The 19,575-nt window shown below is 47.7% G+C and carries 24 protein-coding genes; 18 read left to right on the top strand and 6 right to left on the bottom strand.

The window, feature by feature from the left end; genetic code table 11:
- Positions 1–64: 64 nt before the first annotated feature.
- Both F458_RS0117240 and F458_RS0117235 read right to left on the bottom strand, forming a co-directional pair.
- Positions 65–583: a DUF421 domain-containing protein gene (locus tag F458_RS0117240; protein WP_018984690.1), complete on the bottom strand. Its 519-nt coding sequence runs from the start codon at positions 581–583 to the stop codon at positions 65–67.
- 76 nt (positions 584–659) lie between these two features.
- Complete coding sequence (locus F458_RS0117235; RefSeq protein ID WP_018984689.1) at positions 660–1,562, bottom strand: SDR family oxidoreductase; 903 nt, start codon at positions 1,560–1,562, stop codon at positions 660–662.
- A gap of 392 nt (positions 1,563–1,954) precedes the next feature.
- Here F458_RS0117235 and F458_RS0117230 point away from each other — a divergent pair, with 392 nt between their 5' ends.
- The gene (locus F458_RS0117230) at positions 1,955–2,218 is read left to right on the top strand and encodes a DUF7218 family protein (protein WP_026294763.1); all 264 of its coding nucleotides are present in this window, start codon (positions 1,955–1,957) and stop codon (positions 2,216–2,218) included.
- 39 nt (positions 2,219–2,257) lie between these two features.
- Here F458_RS0117230 and F458_RS0117225 read toward each other — a convergent pair whose 3' ends face one another.
- From F458_RS0117225 to ubiD, 4 genes are all read right to left on the bottom strand, one after another.
- The gene (locus F458_RS0117225) at positions 2,258–3,241 is read right to left on the bottom strand and encodes a substrate-binding periplasmic protein (RefSeq protein ID WP_169334850.1); all 984 of its coding nucleotides are present in this window, start codon (positions 3,239–3,241) and stop codon (positions 2,258–2,260) included.
- A 145-nt stretch (positions 3,242–3,386) separates the two neighbouring features.
- On the bottom strand, positions 3,387–4,769 hold the full coding sequence (locus F458_RS0117220; RefSeq protein ID WP_018984686.1) for a M28 family metallopeptidase: 1,383 nt from the start codon (positions 4,767–4,769) through the stop codon (positions 3,387–3,389).
- Between the two features lie 59 nt (positions 4,770–4,828).
- Positions 4,829–5,524, bottom strand: coding sequence for an NAD(P)H-flavin reductase (gene fre, locus F458_RS0117215; protein ID WP_018984685.1), 696 nt, complete (start codon positions 5,522–5,524; stop codon positions 4,829–4,831).
- 39 nt (positions 5,525–5,563) lie between these two features.
- The gene (gene ubiD / locus F458_RS0117210; RefSeq protein ID WP_018984684.1) at positions 5,564–7,033 is read right to left on the bottom strand and encodes a 4-hydroxy-3-polyprenylbenzoate decarboxylase; all 1,470 of its coding nucleotides are present in this window, start codon (positions 7,031–7,033) and stop codon (positions 5,564–5,566) included.
- A 197-nt stretch (positions 7,034–7,230) separates the two neighbouring features.
- On the opposite strand from ubiD, the gene F458_RS0117205 reads away from it, so the two are divergent.
- From F458_RS0117205 to rpmJ, 17 genes are all read left to right on the top strand, one after another.
- A complete protein-coding gene (locus F458_RS0117205; RefSeq protein WP_018984683.1) occupies positions 7,231–7,476 on the top strand; it encodes a TIGR02647 family protein in 246 nt (81 codons plus the stop codon).
- A 78-nt stretch (positions 7,477–7,554) separates the two neighbouring features.
- The gene (locus F458_RS0117200; protein WP_018984682.1) at positions 7,555–8,175 is read left to right on the top strand and encodes a tetratricopeptide repeat protein; all 621 of its coding nucleotides are present in this window, start codon (positions 7,555–7,557) and stop codon (positions 8,173–8,175) included.
- Positions 8,176–8,360: 185 nt separating this feature from the next.
- Complete coding sequence (gene rnr, locus F458_RS19815; protein ID WP_018984681.1) at positions 8,361–10,676, top strand: ribonuclease R; 2,316 nt, start codon at positions 8,361–8,363, stop codon at positions 10,674–10,676.
- A complete protein-coding gene (rlmB, locus tag F458_RS0117190) occupies positions 10,677–11,414 on the top strand; it encodes a 23S rRNA (guanosine(2251)-2'-O)-methyltransferase RlmB (RefSeq protein ID WP_018984680.1) in 738 nt (245 codons plus the stop codon). It abuts the gene before it with no gap.
- Between the two features lie 550 nt (positions 11,415–11,964).
- Positions 11,965–13,623 (top strand): S8 family serine peptidase, encoded by a 1,659-nt coding sequence (locus tag F458_RS0117185; RefSeq protein ID WP_018984679.1) that lies wholly within the window; start codon positions 11,965–11,967, stop codon positions 13,621–13,623.
- A gap of 369 nt (positions 13,624–13,992) precedes the next feature.
- Positions 13,993–14,361 (top strand): 50S ribosomal protein L14, encoded by a 369-nt coding sequence (gene rplN, locus F458_RS0117180; protein ID WP_018984678.1) that lies wholly within the window; start codon positions 13,993–13,995, stop codon positions 14,359–14,361.
- Positions 14,362–14,373: 12 nt separating this feature from the next.
- Positions 14,374–14,688 carry a 50S ribosomal protein L24 gene (rplX, locus tag F458_RS0117175; RefSeq protein WP_018984677.1) on the top strand — a complete coding sequence of 105 codons (315 nt, stop codon included), beginning with the start codon at positions 14,374–14,376 and terminating at the stop codon, positions 14,686–14,688.
- Positions 14,689–14,704: 16 nt separating this feature from the next.
- On the top strand, positions 14,705–15,244 hold the full coding sequence (gene rplE / locus F458_RS0117170) for a 50S ribosomal protein L5 (RefSeq protein WP_018984676.1): 540 nt from the start codon (positions 14,705–14,707) through the stop codon (positions 15,242–15,244).
- A 13-nt stretch (positions 15,245–15,257) separates the two neighbouring features.
- Positions 15,258–15,563, top strand: a complete 306-nt coding sequence (gene rpsN, locus F458_RS0117165) for a 30S ribosomal protein S14 (RefSeq protein ID WP_018984675.1) — start codon at positions 15,258–15,260, stop codon at positions 15,561–15,563.
- A gap of 13 nt (positions 15,564–15,576) precedes the next feature.
- Entirely contained in the window at positions 15,577–15,969 is a 393-nt protein-coding gene (rpsH, locus tag F458_RS0117160) for a 30S ribosomal protein S8 (RefSeq protein WP_018984674.1), read from the top strand.
- A gap of 14 nt (positions 15,970–15,983) precedes the next feature.
- Complete coding sequence (rplF, locus tag F458_RS0117155) at positions 15,984–16,517, top strand: 50S ribosomal protein L6 (RefSeq protein WP_018984673.1); 534 nt, start codon at positions 15,984–15,986, stop codon at positions 16,515–16,517.
- A gap of 12 nt (positions 16,518–16,529) precedes the next feature.
- Positions 16,530–16,883: a 50S ribosomal protein L18 gene (rplR, locus tag F458_RS0117150; protein WP_026294761.1), complete on the top strand. Its 354-nt coding sequence runs from the start codon at positions 16,530–16,532 to the stop codon at positions 16,881–16,883.
- Between the two features lie 9 nt (positions 16,884–16,892).
- Positions 16,893–17,393: a 30S ribosomal protein S5 gene (rpsE, locus tag F458_RS0117145; RefSeq protein WP_018984671.1), complete on the top strand. Its 501-nt coding sequence runs from the start codon at positions 16,893–16,895 to the stop codon at positions 17,391–17,393.
- Positions 17,394–17,399: 6 nt separating this feature from the next.
- Positions 17,400–17,579 (top strand): 50S ribosomal protein L30, encoded by a 180-nt coding sequence (gene rpmD, locus F458_RS0117140; protein ID WP_018984670.1) that lies wholly within the window; start codon positions 17,400–17,402, stop codon positions 17,577–17,579.
- Positions 17,580–17,582: 3 nt separating this feature from the next.
- The gene (gene rplO / locus F458_RS0117135; RefSeq protein ID WP_018984669.1) at positions 17,583–18,017 is read left to right on the top strand and encodes a 50S ribosomal protein L15; all 435 of its coding nucleotides are present in this window, start codon (positions 17,583–17,585) and stop codon (positions 18,015–18,017) included.
- Positions 18,018–18,022: 5 nt separating this feature from the next.
- The gene (gene secY / locus F458_RS0117130; protein ID WP_018984668.1) at positions 18,023–19,342 is read left to right on the top strand and encodes a preprotein translocase subunit SecY; all 1,320 of its coding nucleotides are present in this window, start codon (positions 18,023–18,025) and stop codon (positions 19,340–19,342) included.
- A 25-nt stretch (positions 19,343–19,367) separates the two neighbouring features.
- On the top strand, positions 19,368–19,481 hold the full coding sequence (gene rpmJ / locus F458_RS20555) for a 50S ribosomal protein L36 (protein ID WP_013786217.1): 114 nt from the start codon (positions 19,368–19,370) through the stop codon (positions 19,479–19,481).
- The last annotated feature ends 94 nt before the right edge of the window (positions 19,482–19,575 follow it).

The following is a 19,575-nucleotide window of genomic DNA, read 5'->3' as shown; positions in this document are numbered from 1 at the left end:
CTTGACCCAGATCAAATTTTATTCACTCACAAAGCACGAATTAGGGGGTTAACCGAAAGCGGTCTTAGTTTACAGACTGTGTCCCCTGAAGTATTTTTTCGCTGCAATGCTCACCGTGAAGAACAGATATATCGCCTGTCGTTTCCAGTACGACAGCGCGAACACTGGACATTTCTAACACATTGGCTTCCCTGAGTTTGGCAATGAGATCACTTTTGGCTACTCGGGTTTGTTCTAATGCGGCGTCAATAATTTCGCCATCGCGCATTAGAAGAACTGGCTGATTTTGCATCAGTAACTCAAAGCGATCTGATTTTTTGCGGATACGCGCTGTTACATACTGAACAAGAAAAAGTGCCATCATAGCGATTAGAGATTGCACAAATGACCCCCAGTTTTGTGACTGACTGGCCCCGGCCAATAACGAGCCAACCGCAACAGTCATCACAAAATCAAAATTTGTCATTTTTGAAAAGGATCGCAGGCCGTTGATGCGCACAAGGACAACCACCCAACACATACCTAACGCAGTTAAAATAAGACCTTTCAAAATAAGGTCGAGGATTGTGTGGTCAATAAACATTAGCTAGTTTTCCTTTATCAAAAATGAATAAGCAGCCCTGGTGGCTCACCGTTAGTGCTTTTAATCCATCGTTTACTCAGGGAAGATGCTCTCCTCCTGTTACACCCATTATCTCAGCGGTAATGTAGCTGGATTCCTGAGACGCCAGAAACACGTATACCGGAGCCAGCTCTGCTGGCTGACCAGGGCGGCCCATAGGAACATGCTCCCCAAAGCCATCCACTTTACCCGCCGGCTGTCCGCCACTTTGTTGAATAGGCGTCCAGACCGGTCCGGGCGCCACGCCGTTAACCCGAATACCCTGTTCAATAAGCATTTTGGCGCAGCCTTTGGTGAAAGACGTAATCGCACCTTTTGTGGAGGCGTAATCCAGTAATCCCGCTGACGGCTGATAAGCCTGAATCGAGGTAGAATTGATTATACTGCTACCTGCTGGCATATATGCCGCTGCCGCTTTAGTTATCCAAAACATGGCAAATACATTTGTTTCGAAAGTTGCCGTGAATTGCTCGGTAGTGAGATCCTGAAGCTTCTCGACATACTGTTGTTTGCCGGCATTATTTACCAGAATGTCTAATCCGCCCAGAAATTCTGCGGCATCTGTTACCAATGACTGGCAAAACGACTCATCTTTGAGGTCGCCGACGATAGCATCGGCTCTTATGCCAGCATTGCGAAGAATCGCAAGCGTTTCATCGCCATCTTCTTTCTCACTTTCCAGAAAATTAATGACAACATCAGCGCCTTCCCGGGCGTAAGCAATGGCGACTGCACGTCCAATGCCCGAATCACCACCGGTTATCAGCGCCTTTCGTCCCTGCAGGCGTTGGCTGCCTTCATAAGTGTCTTCACCATGATCGGCTTTCGGTGAGAGCTTGCTGTCCAGGGCGGGATCTGGCTGGTCTTCGTTTTTGCGGGTATTGCCCGGAGGATACTGATAGCGCGGGTCTTGCATACGGTGCTGATTTTGCTGACTCATTATAAGCTCCTTGATTTAGCAAAATAACAGTTGTTGCAGATTCCATACCCAGACGATGCTAGCGGTAGGCTGGAAAGATATTTATGCAAATATTTCCTAACCAACTGATGTGTAATCAGATTTAAATTTGTCGCTATATCAATATTAAAAAAATATCGTTAAAAAGTGGTAGCACTTTTCGGGATTAGTACAAAAAACTGGGAAAGACTTTTAATTACATTACACAGATTTCATACATTGGTTCTTTCATAATTAGTGGATGGGCATTAATCAACATTCCGCCATAGTGAGTATGAAGTCAGTAGTACGGATACGTCCAGACATGTTAAACAAGGATGAAGATAGTTCTAGGGATACGACAGACCAATATGACAACGCAAGGGGTAACACTGATGGCAAAAGATCATGGCAGCCAGATAAAAAATGATGAGACGTACGAAGAACTTAGAGATGAAGGGTACAGCAAGGAAAAATCGGCGCGCATTGCCAATGCTCAGGCGAACGACAGCCAAAAACCTTCAGAAAAAGGCGGTAAAGGTGAAAAATACGAAAAGAGAACCAAGCAAGAGTTGTACGATAAAGCGCAAGAGGTGGGAATCGAAGGGCGTTCAAAAATGAGTAAAGATGAATTGATTGATGCCCTGCGAAATCATTAATACCAGGCGGTCCATGCAGCGCTGGCGGTTACTCTGCTTCTACCAGCGCGCCATGATCCGCTGATAAACTTCTTCATCCAGTAAGCTTCGCCTTAACGCGGGTTCAACCCCTTCCAGTAATTCCAGCGCCCCCGGCCAGTCGGCGGCCTGTTCGCCATCTATGTAAAACAGAGATGCCTCAGCAACTTCTGTCGAATCCAATGGGTAGGCAAGTGTCAACGCTCCCTCCATTAATTTAGGATGCGCGACAGCACGTGAACTAATATAATCTGCCGTGCCATCACCATTAATGTCCTTGGTGAGCCAGGCAATGTTAAGTAACTGGTTGTAAGTGCCATCGGCTTGCATGGTCTCAATGGTCTTATTGAACTTTTGAATAAGACGTTGATTGTCGTCAGTGTCTGTCATAGCCAGCCGAAACCCGCCGATAATCAGTGGGTTTTTTGAAAAGTGCACCAGCTGCTCGTTTTCATACCGCAGCAGGCGGTTAAATTCGTCAACCAGTAAGCGCGAGGTCATCAGATAATAAGAGCGATCATCTGCCAGTTGTTTGAAGGCATCAAATGTTGAGGGGTTACGGCCCCATTTCACGCCTTTTATCAGTCGCACCTGATCGGTGTTTGCAAAACGATTATCGATGGCTACACGGCGGTCTTTTAAGTGATCCAATGCCGCAACAGAGTTTATATCTTCCTTTTTGCTAATGGCATGCAGGTACAGGGGCAAATAAACATCTGAGTACAGATGCTGGGGCTTCTCATCATCTAAATCTAAAAAGGCATAAAGCCCGTCAATTTTCCCACTCAACAACCCGCTGCCTAAAAATGCCTTGCGCATGACCTCAAGCTCAATATCAGTATCCATGCGCAAGAATGCTTCTGTCATAATATCGTTGATACGGGCAGACTTGTCTCTGTCATCAATTAATGTGGGTAATTGCGCTGCGCCAAGTTTTATCTGCGCAGAAACAAAAGGACTGACAATGCTCAGCAACATACATATACAAACAGTTATACAACGCACCAGTTCATCCTTTGTCAAAAAGTCGTAAAATTTTTTTACATTACCAGTGTAGCGGTTTTCGTGTACTGATAGCAAAAAAGTGGCAATAAAAGAAGGGAAAGATAATAATTGGGTAGCAAGCCGCTCCGCAGAGCGGCGGTATATTTTATTCGCCGAAGCTGCCGGCCGCACCGGGGAAGACCACCGGACTTTCATAACCGTCTTTGCTTACGCTGGCGACGCCAAAGAAGTAATTGTCGATAACCACGTTTTCCAGGGTGGCTTCGGTAACATCGCCGACAAATTTACTGTATTGCCATTGTGGGGCATCGGTATAACGCCAGTAAATTTTGTAGCCAGCAAGATGCGGGTTCTGCTCAGGGGCTGAGGCTTTCCAGCTTAATGTTGTCGAAGGTTTAACCGCACCTTTAATCTCAACGTGGGCTGGCGGCGCCGGCGCCCATGACATGGATGCCAGGCTAACCGCGTTCAGTGCGGTTAGTTTCGCCGCATAGTCAAAGTTTACGCCCTCTAGGGTGTCACCATATTCGATACCATTTTCGGTGCGTAAATCCTGGTGCTGACGTTCGTAGTTTTCGTTCGTCTCCATAATTCGAATACCGGGGTATCCTAAATCATTAAAGGGACGATGATGGCCGCCGCGCCCGTATCTGTCGAGCCGGTATATCACCATGGTGTCCAGGTTAGGTATAAATCGATCGGCCAGGTCGTCAATATAACGGGCCAGGTTTCGTGAAGGAGAATCTACCTCACCGCCGGTGAAGCGACGGGTGCGTGCTTCATCATCTGTTTCGGTAACACGCGTACCTTCAGCAAACAGGCGGGCAGAGGTGTTATTTACCACCCCGTTGACACCTTCGATGTTGCCAATCATATCGTTGTTCAGTACTGCTTTAAGCCGCCAGCCTTCTTCGCTGGCTTTTTTGGCCAGGATTTTCCCACCGAATAAACCTTGCTCCTCGCCGGACAGGGCTGCATAAACAATACTTCCGTTGAATTTATGTTGGCTAAGAACACGGGCAGCCTCAAGGGTTCCGGCCACGCCGGAGGCATTATCGTTAGCACCGGGCGCGTCGGAGGTGGCATCCATTACATCAGATACCCGCGAATCAATATCACCGGACATCAGTACATAGCGATCAGGGTCGGTAGTGCCGCGCTGTATTGCTACCACGTTAACAACTTCTGTGGCATCAGGGATGCGTTTTTCACCGCTGATTGTGTCGCCAACGAACATAACTTCAAGGCAGCCCCCACATCGCTGTGAGATGGCTTCAAATTCTTGTTTTATCCAGCGCCGCGCCGCGCCGATGCCGCGGGTATCAGACTTGGTTTCTGACAAGGTATGTCGGGTTCCGAAGCTGACCAGTTTTTCAATATCTGTTTCGATACGATCAGCAGAGATATCTTCAACAATGGTATGCAGGGGATCGACTTTTTGTGTGTCATTTTGCTGAGCATGTGCCGCCGTGATGGCGAAAGGAAAAGCGAACAAGGCGGCCGTAACTGGCCTCAGGCGTGGTTTCATTAGTGCTCCTTCAAAGCTTATTGTGCAACCACGCCTTGTTCTTGTTTTACGGCGTGGTCTTAGATAAAGGCGTAGGCATCGCCAAACAGCTGGTTTTCAGGCAGTTTGCGTTCATAGAAATCATCTCTGGCAGCTTTGGCCATTTCAAATCTGCCGGCGATGTACACCTGTTTGTCTGATAAATCGGTATAATCTGCCAATACAGCATGATGAACCCAACCGGTTCTACCGTCCCAGTTTTCATCAGCATATTCAACCACCGGCACAAAAGTAAAATGCTCATGTTGGCTGGCTAACGACGAAAGCTCGTCATGCAGATACAAATCTTCTTTGTTTCGTCCACCCCAGTAAAGGGTAACCGGCGTATGAGGGTGGTCTTTCAGCGCTTGCTGCAATATCGAGTAGGTGTAAGAGAAGCCAGTGCCGCCGGCAATCAGAATCATGGGGTTGCCATCTGATTGTAAATGCGCATCGCCATGGCCGCCACTGATGGTGATCTCACCTTCTTTTTTCATTCGCTCCAGCACTTCTGTGGCATACGCATTGTTTTCATCGGCGCCGATGTGAAGCTCTACTTTCTCATTATTAAAAGCAGCGTTTGCGATGGAGAAGGGGCGTTTATCATCGCTGCTCATATGCACCAACACATACTGCCCGGCATAAAACTCCACCCGGCTGGCCGGGGTTAACACTACCTTGTAAATTGCTTCGGTTAACGGCGTGATGGCATCAACCTGACATAAAATATCTGACATGTACTCTCTTCTTTACTTTATTCGCTAAACACCGGGGAACTACTGCATGATACCAAGCTCATCCCAGATGTCATCCACGCGCTTTTTAACCTGTTCATCCATTACTATGGGCTCACCCCATTCCCGATCAGTTTCACCCTGCATTTTATTGGTAGCATCCAAACCCATTTTCGAGCCCAGACCGGACACCGGGGAAGCAAAATCAAGATAATCAATCGGGGTATTTTCTACCATAACGGTATCCCGGGCCGGATCCATGCGAGTGGTAATCGCCCAGATAACATCATTCCAGTCCCGGGCATTCACGTCATCATCACACACGATAACAAACTTGGTGTACATAAACTGGCGCAAAAAGGACCATACACCCATCATCACACGTTTAGCATGCCCCGGATATTGCTTTTTCATCGTGACCACGGCCATGCGATAACTACATCCCTCCGGGGGCAGATAAAAATCCACAATTTCAGGAAACTGTTTTTGTAAAATAGGTACAAACACCTCGTTGAGCGCTACCCCCAGAATAGCCGGTTCATCCGGCGGACGTCCTGTATAGGTGGAATGATAAATGGGATTTTTGCGATGGGTTATGTGGGTTACCGTGAATACCGGAAACGTATCGACTTCATTGTAATAACCGGTATGGTCGCCGTAGGGGCCCTCAGGCGCCGTTTCATTCTGGTCGATATAACCTTCCAGGACAATTTCAGCACTGGCAGGAACCTGTAGGTCATTACTGATAGATTTGACGACCTCGGTTTTGTCTCCGCGCAGCAAACCAGCAAAGGCATATTCAGATAATGTATCGGGAACCGGCGTGACCGCACCTAAAATGGTTGCCGGATCAGCACCCAGTGCCACTGAAACCGGATAGGGTTCACCCGGATGCTGTTGACACCATTCGCGAAAATCTAATGCTCCGCCACGGTGGGACAACCAACGCATAATCAGTTTGTTTTTACCCAGCAGTTGCTGGCGGTAAATACCCAGATTCTGCCGCTTTTTATGGGGTCCGCGGGTGATAGTCAGACCCCAGGTGATCAACGGCGCGACATCGCCTGGCCAGCAGCGCTGAATGGGCAAGCGGGTTAAATCTACCTCATCGTCACTTAGCACTACCTCCTGACAGGGCGCTTTGCGCACTTCTTTGGCCGGCATGTTGAGTACTTGCTTAAAGACCGGCAGCTTGCTCCATAAGTCTTTAAGCCCTTTAGGTGGATCAGGCTCTTTAAGATACGCCAGTAATTTACCGACTTCGCGCAGGGCAACAACGCTGTCCTGGCCCATACCAAGAGCCACGCGCTCAGGGGTACCAAATAAATTGGCCAACACTGGCATGTCACTGCCTTTCGGATTTTCAAACAATAAGGCCGGCCCGCCGGCGCGCAGGGTGCGATCGGCAATTTCGGTCATTTCCAGATCAGTATCAATCTCACGGGTAATACGTTTTAACTGACCCTGGGCTTCCAGTTTGACAATAAAATCGCGTAGGTCTTTGTATTTCATCGGTATCAATTAGCCTGTATCAGCGTTAGGATTGCACGCAGTATACATCATACCGGCGGCCAGGATCAGTGAACTAGCCGTAATGGAAAGTGTTTTTATACCGCGATTTTTCTGGACACTTTCCGGCAAAGCGTGTGTGATAGCAATTGTTTATTTTATGTGAATACTATTTCACCCCGTCACCATAAGGAAGCACCATGAGTACCTTTGACCAAACCATGACCGAAGAGCTGAATTTGCTGTTAAAATTCCCCAGTGACAGCTTTATGCAGGGGCTGAAAATTCATCATGATGCCAGTAACGCAGTGGTTAATGCTGCCCAGCGGCTCTACTCAAAAGGATTAATCACCCAACCCGATGGTGGTTACTTAACTGATTTGGGTATTGATGTGGCGGACCACGCGCGTAAAGTCTACAGTGCGTTGTTTTCCAAACTGAATTAGTTCAGGCATTTTGGCTTCAGGTTTTTGACCTGCCTGCCGATACGGACATTGCAGGTAATGATTTGACCCGGGCTAATTATGGTAAAGCATCTTATAATCGTTTTGTTCAGCAGTGTAGTGGCATGGTCGGCGCAAGCTAAGGACCAGATGAAAGCGGTTCAGCTGTACACCCAGGACGAACTCGTGACACTTATTAACGCAAATGCTCATTTAGACAGGGTGGTCGCTGATCGCTGTCAGCTGGTTCAGGATATTGAGGCCCATGCCGAGGTTTTGAAAGAACCGACCTATCAGTTTTTGTGGGGCGATATGCTGGCCTGGGGCGTTTGTGTTGACGCTGTACCGGAGCGCGGTGTCCAATTTATGCGTGATGCCGCGCAACAAGGCTTACCGGCAGCGCTGGAGCAACTGGGTCGCTATTACGCAGCCGGCAAGCTGGTGCAGCAGGATCACCGTCAGGCGATTATCTATCTGCGTGAAGCCTCTGCACTGGGTAATCTTAACGCCCAGCTGCAACTGGTGAAGCTGTTTATTGAAGGCCATGGCAGCCCGTATGATTATGAGGATGCCTACCGCTGGCTGTTTAACGCTGTCACTGATGATAAAAATACACACGCAAAGATTGCGGACTACCTGACCCGTCTTGAACAACTCATGCATCCTAAAGCAGTGCGCAATGCCCGCCAAACCGCGCTCTGATAAGTTTCGATCTAACTGGTATGTCCGCGAGTACAATTTCTTATATTCCTTTGCCAGATGAATAGTCAACGCGCGTTGTTTGAACAATGCGCGGTATCGGCAGTGTTTTCATGCTGATAACTGTTATACTGGCGACATACTCTATTAAATTTACATACCTTCAGTAAGGGCGAAAGACGAACTGCATGAGTGACGATCCCCATTATCAGCGTGAAAAAGAAAAATACGACAACCCGGTGGCCAGCCGAGAGTTCCTGTTATCGGTCATTAAAGAACACGGTAAGCCTGTTTCATTTCTTGAAATCTGTGCTGCTGTTGATGCCGAAAGCGAGGAGAATCGCATTGGCGTGCAGCGCCGGCTGCGGGCAATGGAGCGCGAAGGTCAGATTCAGTTCACCAAGAGTAAACGATATATTCTGCAGGACCGGGAAGAACTGATCCGCGGTCGTATTATCGGTCATCGTGATGGGTTTGGTTTCTTACGGCCAGAAGATAACAGTGGTGATCTTTATATCAGCGGCGGTCAGATGCAACTGTTTATGCACGACGATGTTGTTGATGCCCGTGTCAGCGGCACCGATCGTAAAGGCCGCAAAGAAGGTTACATTGTGGGCGTGGTCGAACCGCGACAAGAGCCGATCGTTGGCCGTTACTTTACGGAAGATGGATTTGGTGTGGTGATTCCCGATGACAGCCGCATCAATCATGAAATTGTCATTCCCAAAGAAAATGTCCAGGGCGCACGGATGGGGCAGGTGGTTGTCGTTGAACTGACCCAACGGCCACGTCGCAAAGTAAGCCCGGTGGGTAAAATCACCGAAATCCTTGGCGAACACATGGCACCGGGGATGGAAATCGAGATGGCCCTGCGCACTCATGATATTCCACACCAGTGGCCGCAAAGCGTAGAACGTGCTGTCAGCAGTCTGACCGAGCAGGTGCCGGAAGAGGCGAAAGAAGGCCGTATTGATTTACGTCAGTTGCCGCTGGTTACCATCGACGGCGAAGACGCCAGAGATTTTGATGATGCGGTTTTCTGTGAGCCCCTGGATGATGGCGGGTGGCAGTTGTGGGTCGCTATTGCTGATGTGAGTCATTATGTTAAAGCAGGCTCTGCACTGGATACCGAAGCGCTGAACCGGGGAAATTCAGTGTATTTCCCTGAGCAGGTTATCCCCATGTTGCCCGAAGTGCTGTCAAACGGGTTGTGCTCACTTAACCCCGAAGTAGACCGGTTATGCATGGTTTGCGAGATGACTATCTCGGCCGAGGGCAAGTTACAGGCGTATCAGTTCTATGAAGCAGTAATGAACTCACACGCAAGACTGACTTACACCAAAGTGTGGCAAATACTCCAGGGTAATAAAGACCTGCATAAGCGTTATGAATCTCACGTTGGGCATTTGCGCAACTTGCATGACCTTTACCGGGTGCTTTATAAAGCCAGGCAGCGTCGTGGCGCTATCGAGTTTGAAACCCAGGAAAGCAAATTTGTCTTCAATGCCCAGCGCAAAATTGAAGATATTGTACCTGTTGAACGCAACGATGCGCATAAAATGATTGAAGAGTGCATGATTCTGGCTAACGTCAGTGCGGCGCAAATGCTTGAGTCACACAAAGCGCCGGCTTTGTACCGAGTACACGATAAACCAGATGCTGATCGGTTAACTGCTTTTACCTCTTATTTAGCCGAAATCGGTGTTCCTCATCACATCGGTGAAGATGCATCGCCTTCAGATTTTACGGCGGTGGTGAATAAAACTCGCAACCGCCCTGACCAGGAACTGATTCAGACCATGTTATTACGGTCTATGAAACAGGCTATCTACGACGGTGAAAATGTCGGGCATTTTGGCCTGGCACTGGCGCAGTATGCACATTTCACGTCTCCCATCCGCCGTTATCCGGACTTGGTGGTACACCGGGCGATTAAGGGCATTCTGTCCAAGCAGCCTTACAAGCAGAAAGTGGCCGGTGCTAAATCTTACACTACTGAGGAAATAGAGCAGCTGGGAGAACAATGTTCGACCACAGAACGGCGGGCTGACGATGCCACCCGCGATGTTGCAGACTGGCTCAAATGTGAGTTCATGCAGGATCATGTGGGCAGCAGCTTTGAAGGTGTGGTTAGTTCTGTGACCGCGTTTGGACTGTTTATCCGGCTGGTGGATTACCATATTGATGGCTTAGTTCACATTACGGCACTTAAAGATGATTATTATCATTATGACAATGTGAAACAAAGTCTTGTCGGTGAGTCAGGGGCACGCCAGTTCCGTTTAGGCGACACCGTCACTGTACAGGTTGCGGCGGTCAACCTAGATGAGCGAAAAATTGATTTGGTGCTGGATGATTCGTTGCTTAAAAGTAGCAGTGGAAAGAAAGTGAAAGTGAAATCCGCAGCTAAGAAACCGTCGGAAAAATCGCGGCGGGATAAGCCCGCGAATAAGTCGCGTAAAGGGGCGGGTAAAGACAGACCCAACAAAGGTAAACAGAAGTAGATGGCCCAGCATGAATGGTTATACGGGTTACATGCAATTTCAGCAGTGCTGAGCAAAGAACCCGAACGCGTTATTGAGATATTTGCGCTCAAAGGCAGAAATGACGACAGATTAAGCGATATCGTCAATCAGGCTCGTCGTTTTGGTATCAGTCTCCAGTTCTGTAACCGAAAAGTGCTGGATGACAAAGTCAGTGGTGAGCAACATCAGGGTGTGGTAGCACGCGCTAAACCTGCCCGTACACTGGATGAAAGTGACCTGGATGCACTCATCAGTGAAACTGATAGCCCCCTTTTGCTCATCCTGGATGGTGTTACCGACCCACATAATCTGGGAGCTTGCCTGCGAACGGCAAATGCAGCGGGTGCACATGCGGTGATTGTGCCGAAAGATAAGTCCGCCAGCCTGACCGGTACTGTGCGTAAAGTGGCGTGCGGCGCGGCTGAAACTACGCCGTTTATTCAGGTTACAAACCTTTCCCGTACCCTGAAGGCTATACAGGACAAAGGGGTGTGGGTGATCGGAACCGCCGGAGAAGCCACGCAAAGTCTTTACGATGCTCAGTTGTCAGGCCCTATGGCGCTGGTAATGGGTGCAGAAGGTAAAGGAATGCGCCGTCTTACCCGTGAAACCTGTGATGAATTAGTCAAGCTTCCTATGGCTGGCAGCGTATCCAGCCTGAATGTCTCCGTGGCCACGGGTATCTGTCTGTATGAAATGGTGCGCCAGCGTCGCTAGCTCTCTGCATTTATACGTATCATTCTAAAGGCTGTCGTAAACAAAAAATGACAGCCTTTTTTATTTCACCTTGCCTCATAGTCCTTCCCCCCAGACAAAATCTATTTTACGTTAGCCAGACTGTAAATGTTAATAAAATGTTTACAGCGCTGCTGTGCAAATATTTTCACAGGTTATTTTGGCTTGTTCATCGATTATGTCAAAAGTGACAAAGCGTATTAACCGTGATAAGTATTATGTGAGTCTTATACATACACAAGCTTGCAGTTTTGTATAGTGGCTAAGGCGTGTTGACCTGTTCACTGTGTTTTAAAGATACAGTTGATAGGTCGTCAGGCCAGAAAAAATACCGCTCCAAGCGGCTCAAGAAAAGTGCTGTTACACACAGTGTTGAGTAGCTCAGAAAGCGTCACGGACTGGCGTCTTATTCCGGTTTAAGTGAAAGCGCTGGGTAACAGTCACAATGTTGGAAGAACCTTGTTTTAACGCTCCACAGAAGAGCGAGGGAGAAAAGCAGTAAAATAATAAAATAATAGAAATAGGACAGCAAATGTTGAATAAAAAACACACATTTTATAGCAAAGCAACGGTCGTTGCGTCGTTAACACTGTTAAGCGCGTCTGTGACCGCTGCAGTAAATAAGGGGCCCGTTAAGGTCAAAGAACCGGCTTCGCAAACCCAGGCTGGGCAGCTTCAAAATGTGCTCTCGCAAAAATTAACGCTGGTACAAGATGAGCAGCGTTATATCGTTACGTTCAAACAGACCGGCTCGGCCGTCATGAAGGGCAAAAAGAACAAGCTTAACAAAGGCCCTGATGAGAATGCCGCTGATGCAGCGTTTGACGCCATGGCAGCGAAAAATATTCTGAAAAATGCGGGCGCTAAAACGCATAAAGTTATTGGCAAGCAAAAAATGGTTGCTGCCTCTATGAGCAAGTCAGTATTAAACAAGCTTCGTAAGAACCCTAACATTGAATCTATTGCAGATGATCCCCAGCGCCGTCTAATGGCGCAAACCACACCTTACGGTATCAATATGGTACAGGCCAGCCAGTTCGCGCAAAGCGATACCGGCGCCCGTCGTGTCTGTATCATTGATACGGGTTATAACCTTGGCCATAGTGACTTACCCGATACTAATAATGGCCTGACTGGCAATGCTAACAATTCGCAAGTGGGTAATTGGTATAACGATGGTAACGGGCATGGCACCCATGTGGCCGGTACAATTGCTGCTTATGATAATAATCAGGGCGTGGTCGGTGTTTACCCTGGCGTGAACATGCACATTGTTAAAATCTTTAATGACAATGGTGCCTGGACTTACGCCTCGGACATTATTGATGGTATCCAGCAGTGTCAAAACGCAGGGTCTGACGTGGTGAATATGAGTCTGGGTGGCGGTGGCTCTTCCTCGGCCGAGGCTGCATCAATGCAAAATTTCGTAGATGACGGGATGTTACTCGTAGCAGCAGCAGGTAATGATGGAAATAGTACCAAGTCTTACCCTGCCTCCTACAACGCGGTGATGTCTGTTGCAGCGGTGGACTCAAATGAAAACCATGCAAGCTATTCACAGTATAATTCGGCCGTTGAAATTGCTGCGCCGGGTTCTTCGGTATATTCAACCTATCCTGATAACAGCTATGCAACGTTAAACGGCACCTCAATGGCTACGCCACATGTGGCGGGTGCAGCAGCACTGGTATGGAGTTACTTCCCACAGTGTTCCAATACACAAATCCGAAATGCGTTGAATACCACAGCGAAAGATCGCGGTGCTGCCGGTCGCGATAACTATTATGGTAATGGTATCGTGAAGGTATCCAGCGCCATAGATTATCTGAATACCAATGGCTGTGATGGCACTGGTGGTGGTGATACCGGTGGTGGTACAGGCGGCGTAGAGCCGGTCTCTGGTGAACTTAGCAATCTGTCGGGCTCACGCTCCGCGTGGGATCGCTATACCTGGGATATACCCGCTGGCGTTTCCTCTATGACCATTCAGATAGCCGGGGGCAGCGGTGATGCCGATCTGTATGTAAGAAATGGTGCCCAACCGACCACTACCACCTACGATTGTCGTCCGTATAAAAATGGAAACAACGAGGTGTGCACATTCAGTAATCCCTCATCAGGTACCTGGCACATCGGCATACGGGGTTACTCTGCGTATTCGGGTGTGACCATGAACTATAGCTACGAATAATCATTACGCAGTATCATCAAAAGGCCGCTCTCGCGGCCTTTTTTGTTAAATAAACAGGCTCGAAAGGGATAGCGTAGCGTTAGCATATAACAGCGGGGGTTGCTGTAAGCAGTAACTCGTGTATGATGCGGCTCAACGATTTGTGCTTTTTATTCAAAGTGCACAAGGTCAGACAGGGCCTTTTATTTAACAGGCGGATAATCCTCGTATCGCCTAAAAATAATTCAAATTTATCCTATCGCTTGCCTATCTTTTCTGTTATGATTTCGCGCCCTTTTTATGGGGGTATGTACATAAAAGCAGCAGCAGTTGCTGTTTTTAGCAGCTAAACGACTCGAGAGAGTCTTAATTTATCAGCGGAGCACTAACATGATCCAAATGCAAACTAACCTGGACGTTGCAGATAACAGCGGCGCTCGCAGGGTTCAGTGTATTAAGGTTCTGGGTGGCTCGCATCGCCGTTATGCAGGTATCGGTGACATCATCAAAATTACCGTTAAGGAAGCAATTCCGCGCGGTAAAGTTAAAAAAGGTGACGTACTGAACGCAGTGGTGGTGCGTACTAGAAAAGGCGTTCGTCGTGCAGATGGTTCTACCATCCGTTTCGATAGTAACGCGGCTGTTTTGTTGAATGCCAACGAACAACCAATTGGTACGCGTATCTTTGGACCGGTAACCCGTGAGCTGAGAAGTAAAAACTTCATGAAGATCATCTCATTGGCCCCAGAGGTACTATAAGGAGTCACGATAATGGCTAGAAAAATTCGTCGTGATGATGAAGTAGTCGTATTAGCGGGTAAAGATAAAGGGAAACAAGGCAAAGTCCTTAAAGTACTGGTATCTGTTGACCGCGTAGTTGTAGAAGGCGTTAATCTTTCTAAGAAACACCAAAAGCCTAACCCTCAATTGGGTGAGCCTGGCGGAATCATTGAAAGAGAAGCTTCTATTCACATTTCTAATGTTGCGATTGTTAACCCGGCAACGGGTAAAGCGGATCGTATTGGTTTCCGTACTGAAGATGAGAAGAAAGTTCGTTTCTTCAAGTCGAACGGTGAACTTGTTTAATTAATTGGAGAGTACGATGGCGAAACTGCATGATTTCTATAAAGAAACAGTAGTAGCTGAACTTGCGAAGCAGTTCGGGTACAAAAGCGTCATGCAAGTCCCTCGGATTGAAAAGATCACCCTGAACATGGGTCTGGGTGAAGCAGTTGCTGACAAGAAGGTGCTTGAATCTGCGACCGCCGATATGGCGTCTATTGCAGGTCAGAAACCAGTTGTTACAGTTGCTAGAAAATCAGTAGCGGGCTTCAAAATCCGTGAAGGTTATCCGATTGGCTGTAAAGTAACCCTGCGTGGTGAACGTATGTGGGAATTTCTTGAGCGTTTGATTTCAATCGCTATCCCACGTGTTCGCGACTTCCGTGGATTGAATCCTAAGTCATTCGACGGACGTGGTAACTACAGCATGGGCGTGCGTGAGCAAATCATTTTCCCTGAAATCGATTTCGATAAAGTGGATAAGGTTCGCGGTATGGATATTACTATCACTACCAGTGCCGACAATAATGAAGAAGCACGTGCTCTGCTGGACGCGTTTAACTTCCCATTCAAAAAGTAAGGGGTGTAGGGTTATGGCAAAAGAATCAATGAAGGCTCGTGAAGTAAAGCGTAGAAAGCTTGCTGCTAAATATGCAGAAAAGCGTGCCGCACTTAAAGCGATTATCAGCGATGTTAACGCTTCTGAAGAAGAGCGTTGGGACGCTGTTCTTAAGCTACAACAACTGCCACGTGATTCAGCCAGAGTTCGTCAGCAAAACCGCTGCCGTATTACTGGTCGTCCACATGGTTACCTACGCAAATTCGGTCTTAGCCGTATCAAGCTGCGCGAAGCGGCGATGCGCGGTGAAGTCCCTGGCTTGAAAAAAGCCAGCTGGTAAGGAGTAGCTGATAATGAGCATGCAAGATCCTATCGCGGATATGTTTACCCGCATCCGTAACGGCCAGATGGCACAGAAAGTTACTGTGGCTATGCCATCTTCTAAGCTGCGCACTGCAATTTGCGGTGTACTGAAAGAAGAAGGTTATATCACTGATTTTGCTGTGTCTGGTGACGTTAAGCCTGTTTTGGAAGTAGAACTTAAATACTTCGAAGGCAAGCAAGTAATTGACACAATTGAACGTGTGAGCCGCCCTGGTCTGCGCATCTATAAGAAAAAAGATGAGCTTCCAAAGGTTATGGGTGGTCTAGGCGTAGCTATCGTGTCGACTTCTAAAGGTGTGATGACTGACCGTGCGGCACGTAAAGCTGGCATGGGCGGTGAGATCATCGGTTATGTTGCGTAATCGGAGGAGTTGAAATGTCACGAGTAGCAAAAGCCCCGGTAGACATCGCATCAGGTGTAGAAATTACTATCTCTGGTCAGGATGTTACCGTTAAAGGTAAAAATGGCACTTTGTCACGCACTTTCAACGATGCCGTTGAAGTGGTTCAGGAAGAAAACCAGCTAAAAGCACTACCTCGTAAAGGTTTTGCCGACGCATGGGCACAAGCAGGTACTGTACGTGCACTTCTGAACAGCATGATTCAAGGTGTTACAGAAGGTTTCGAGAAAAAGCTGCAGTTGAATGGTGTTGGTTACCGTGCGCAAGCACAAGGTTCCAAACTTAACCTGACACTGGGTTTCTCTCACCCTGTTGTATACGAAATGCCGCAAGGCATTACGGTTGAAACTCCTAGCCAAACTGAAATCGTCGTCAAAGGCGCCGATAAGCAGGAGGTAGGACAGGTTGCGGCGAACATACGCGCATATCGTGAACCAGAGCCTTACAAAGGCAAAGGTATTCGTTATGCCGATGAATATGTACGTCGTAAAGAAGCTAAGAAAAAGTAGGTGGGTGATACGATGGATAAGAAAGCAGCTCGCTTGCGTCGCGCAACTCGCGCACGCGCAAAAATTCGTGAACTGGCCGCGCATCGCTTGGTTGTAAACCGCACACCTCGCCACATTTACGCTCAGTTAATCGCTGCAAGCGGTTCTGAGGTATTGGCGGCAGCTTCTACCGTTGAAAAAGATCTGGCTAAAGATCTGAAATCAACAGGCAATGCTGAAGCAGCGGCAGTTGTAGGTAAAGTAATCGCAGAGCGTGCGAAAGAAAAAGGCATTGAACAAGTGGCTTTTGATCGCAGCGGTTTCAAATACCACGGTCGTGTTAAAGCATTAGCTGATGCAGCTCGCGAAGCTGGCCTTCAGTTCTAGGAGTTTATAATGGCTAAACAAGAAGTTCAAAATGGTGAACTGTTAGAGAAATTGATCGCTGTTAACCGTGTAGCAAAAGTGGTTAAAGGTGGTCGTATCTTCAGTTTCACTGCATTGACTGTAGTGGGTGACGGCAATGGCCGCGTTGGTTTTGGTTACGGTAAAGCACGTGAAGTGCCAGCCGCAATCCAAAAAGCAATGGAAAAGGCTCGCCGCAACATGGTAACGGTTGATCTTAACGGTCACACGTTACAGCACCCAATCAAAGGTCGTCACTCTGGCTCTAAAGTCTACATGCAGCCTGCATCAGAAGGTACTGGTATTATCGCCGGTGGTGCAATGCGTGCGGTACTTGAAGTAGCCGGTGTACAAAACGTACTTTCAAAATGTTACGGCTCGACTAACCCAATGAACGTTGTTCGCGCAACGATCAATGCACTAACAGAGATGAATTCTCCTGCTGGTGTTGCTGCCAAGCGTGGGTTGTCAGTAGAAGAGATTTTGGGGTAAGCAAACATGGCAACGATTAAAGTAAAGCAAACGAAAAGTGCGATTGGCCGTCTGCCAAAGCACAGAGCAACGCTTAAGGGCCTAGGCCTTCGTAAAATCAACCATGTTCGCGAGTTGGAAGACACCCCAGCTGTTCGTGGCATGATCAACCGTGTTCATTACATGGTTGAAATCGTCGAGGAGTAAGACATGCGTTTGAATGAAATTTCTCCTGCACCAGGAGCAAAAAGTTCTGGTAAGCGTGTTGGCCGTGGTATCGGCTCAGGTCTTGGTAAAACCGGTGGCCGTGGTCACAAAGGTCAGAAAAGCCGTTCAGGTGGATCTGTGAAGCCAGGATTTGAAGGTGGTCAGATGCCAATTCAGCGCCGTCTGCCTAAGTTTGGTTTTACGTCACGTAAGAGCATGGTCTCAGACCAGGTTACACTGACTGAAATCGCGAAGGTTGAAGGTGACATTGCATCTTTAGAAACATTGAAAGCAGCGGGTATTGTGAAAAAGCATATCCTGTTCGTCAAAGTTCTGAAGAGCGGTGAAGCATCACGCGCTGTAACGGTTAGCGGGTTGAAGGTGACAAAAGGCGCTCGCGAAGCGATTGAAGCTGCCGGCGGTAAAGTAGAGGAATAAGCTAGATGGCTAAACCAGGATTGGATTCGGGCGCGAAAAGCGGCCTTAGTGAGCTTAAGGCGAGATTGTTGTTCGTATTCGGTGCGATCGTAGTATTCCGGTTGGGTTCTTATGTGCCTATTCCCGGGATAGATCCTGCGGTTCTGGCCGATTTGTTCGAGCAGCAGAAAGGTACTATCGTAGAAATGTTTAACATGTTCTCCGGTGGAGCTCTTGAGCGTGCATCCGTTCTGGCTTTGGGCATTATGCCATACATTACTGCGTCCATTATTATGCAGTTGCTCACGGTGGTTCATCCACCGATGATGGAGCTTAAAAAAGAAGGTGAGGCGGGTCGTCGCAAAATTAGTCAGTACACACGTTATCTAACGTTGATACTGGCGACTTTCCAGGCAATTGGAATAGCGACAAATCTGCCAAACCTGATTAGTGGATTGGTGATAAGTCCTGGCTTCGGATTCTACTTTACGGCGGTAGTGAGCTTAGTCACAGGAACGATGTTCCTGATGTGGCTGGGTGAGCAAATTACCGAACGAGGTATCGGTAACGGTATTTCAATATTGATATTTGCTGGTATTGTTGCCGGTCTGCCAACAGCGATAGGTCAGACTGCGGAACAGGCAAGACAGGGTGATATTAATTTATTATTCCTGCTATTGATTGGCGCCATTATTATTGGTCTTATTTATCTGGTAGTGTTCGTTGAACGCGCACAACGCCGGATTGTGGTAAACTACGCAAAACGTCAGCAGGGCCGTAAGGTTTATGCGGCGCAAAGCACACATTTGCCACTTAAGGTGAATATGGCTGGGGTTATCCCACCAATCTTTGCTTCCAGTATTATTCTGTTCCCCGGAACTATCGCAGGATGGTTTGGTCAGAATGAATCAACAGCGTGGTTGCAGGATGTAGCATTAATGCTATCGCCTGGTCAGCCGCTGTACGTGATGCTTTATGCAGCAGCGATTATTTTCTTCTGTTTCTTCTATACCGCGTTGGTATTCAATCCTCGCGATACAGCAGATAATCTTAAGAAGTCTGGTGCATTTATCCCTGGTATCCGTCCAGGTGAACAAACATCTCGTTATATCGATAAGGTAATGACTCGCCTGACACTGGCTGGCGCACTTTACATAACCTTTATTTGTTTGGTGCCTGAATTCATGCTAATTGCCTGGAATGTGCCGTTCTACTTCGGTGGTACGTCGCTACTCATTATTGTGGTAGTTATCATGGACTTTATGGCGCAGGTACAGACTCATCTGATGTCTAGTCAGTATGATTCTGTTCTGAAGAAAGCTAATTTGAAAGGCTACGGCCGCTAAGATTAGTGAACTACGGAGTGATGTAATGAAAGTTCGTGCATCAGTAAAGAAGATTTGCCGTAACTGTAAAGTCATTAAGCGCAACGGCGTTGTGCGCGTGATTTGTACAGAGCCAAAGCATAAGCAAAGGCAAGGTTAATCTTACAAACGCGGTAAATTCGTTTGAATAGAATATAAGCTGAGCCAATCTGGTTCAGCTTGTTCTATTGCAATAGAATGAACCTAATGTTGCA

Source organism: Salinimonas chungwhensis DSM 16280 (assembly GCF_000378185.1).
Classification (GTDB): domain Bacteria; phylum Pseudomonadota; class Gammaproteobacteria; order Enterobacterales; family Alteromonadaceae; genus Alteromonas; species Alteromonas chungwhensis.
The sequence above is the reverse complement of the archived record's forward strand: the minus strand, read 5'-3'. Positions and strand labels throughout refer to the sequence as shown.

What these genes read in the sequence shown, in the direction of transcription:
- F458_RS0117240 (WP_018984690.1), bottom strand. Translation starts at nt 583, where the DNA reads ATGTTTATTGACCACACAATCCTCGACCTTATTTTGAAAGGTCTTATT.
- F458_RS0117235 (WP_018984689.1), bottom strand. Translation starts at nt 1,562, where the DNA reads ATGAGTCAGCAAAATCAGCACCGTATGCAAGACCCGCGCTATCAGTAT.
- F458_RS0117230 (WP_026294763.1), top strand. Translation starts at nt 1,955, where the DNA reads ATGGCAAAAGATCATGGCAGCCAGATAAAAAATGATGAGACGTACGAA.
- F458_RS0117220 (WP_018984686.1), bottom strand. Translation starts at nt 4,769, where the DNA reads ATGAAACCACGCCTGAGGCCAGTTACGGCCGCCTTGTTCGCTTTTCCT.
- fre (WP_018984685.1), bottom strand. Translation starts at nt 5,524, where the DNA reads ATGTCAGATATTTTATGTCAGGTTGATGCCATCACGCCGTTAACCGAA.
- ubiD (WP_018984684.1), bottom strand. Translation starts at nt 7,033, where the DNA reads ATGAAATACAAAGACCTACGCGATTTTATTGTCAAACTGGAAGCCCAG.
- F458_RS0117205 (WP_018984683.1), top strand. Translation starts at nt 7,231, where the DNA reads ATGAGTACCTTTGACCAAACCATGACCGAAGAGCTGAATTTGCTGTTA.
- F458_RS0117200 (WP_018984682.1), top strand. Translation starts at nt 7,555, where the DNA reads ATGGTAAAGCATCTTATAATCGTTTTGTTCAGCAGTGTAGTGGCATGG.
- rnr (WP_018984681.1), top strand. Translation starts at nt 8,361, where the DNA reads ATGAGTGACGATCCCCATTATCAGCGTGAAAAAGAAAAATACGACAAC.
- rlmB (WP_018984680.1), top strand. Translation starts at nt 10,677, where the DNA reads ATGGCCCAGCATGAATGGTTATACGGGTTACATGCAATTTCAGCAGTG.
- F458_RS0117185 (WP_018984679.1), top strand. Translation starts at nt 11,965, where the DNA reads ATGTTGAATAAAAAACACACATTTTATAGCAAAGCAACGGTCGTTGCG.
- rplN (WP_018984678.1), top strand. Translation starts at nt 13,993, where the DNA reads ATGATCCAAATGCAAACTAACCTGGACGTTGCAGATAACAGCGGCGCT.
- rplX (WP_018984677.1), top strand. Translation starts at nt 14,374, where the DNA reads ATGGCTAGAAAAATTCGTCGTGATGATGAAGTAGTCGTATTAGCGGGT.
- rplE (WP_018984676.1), top strand. Translation starts at nt 14,705, where the DNA reads ATGGCGAAACTGCATGATTTCTATAAAGAAACAGTAGTAGCTGAACTT.
- rpsN (WP_018984675.1), top strand. Translation starts at nt 15,258, where the DNA reads ATGGCAAAAGAATCAATGAAGGCTCGTGAAGTAAAGCGTAGAAAGCTT.
- rpsH (WP_018984674.1), top strand. Translation starts at nt 15,577, where the DNA reads ATGAGCATGCAAGATCCTATCGCGGATATGTTTACCCGCATCCGTAAC.
- rplF (WP_018984673.1), top strand. Translation starts at nt 15,984, where the DNA reads ATGTCACGAGTAGCAAAAGCCCCGGTAGACATCGCATCAGGTGTAGAA.
- rplR (WP_026294761.1), top strand. Translation starts at nt 16,530, where the DNA reads ATGGATAAGAAAGCAGCTCGCTTGCGTCGCGCAACTCGCGCACGCGCA.
- rpsE (WP_018984671.1), top strand. Translation starts at nt 16,893, where the DNA reads ATGGCTAAACAAGAAGTTCAAAATGGTGAACTGTTAGAGAAATTGATC.
- rpmD (WP_018984670.1), top strand. Translation starts at nt 17,400, where the DNA reads ATGGCAACGATTAAAGTAAAGCAAACGAAAAGTGCGATTGGCCGTCTG.
- rplO (WP_018984669.1), top strand. Translation starts at nt 17,583, where the DNA reads ATGCGTTTGAATGAAATTTCTCCTGCACCAGGAGCAAAAAGTTCTGGT.
- secY (WP_018984668.1), top strand. Translation starts at nt 18,023, where the DNA reads ATGGCTAAACCAGGATTGGATTCGGGCGCGAAAAGCGGCCTTAGTGAG.
- rpmJ (WP_013786217.1), top strand. Translation starts at nt 19,368, where the DNA reads ATGAAAGTTCGTGCATCAGTAAAGAAGATTTGCCGTAACTGTAAAGTC.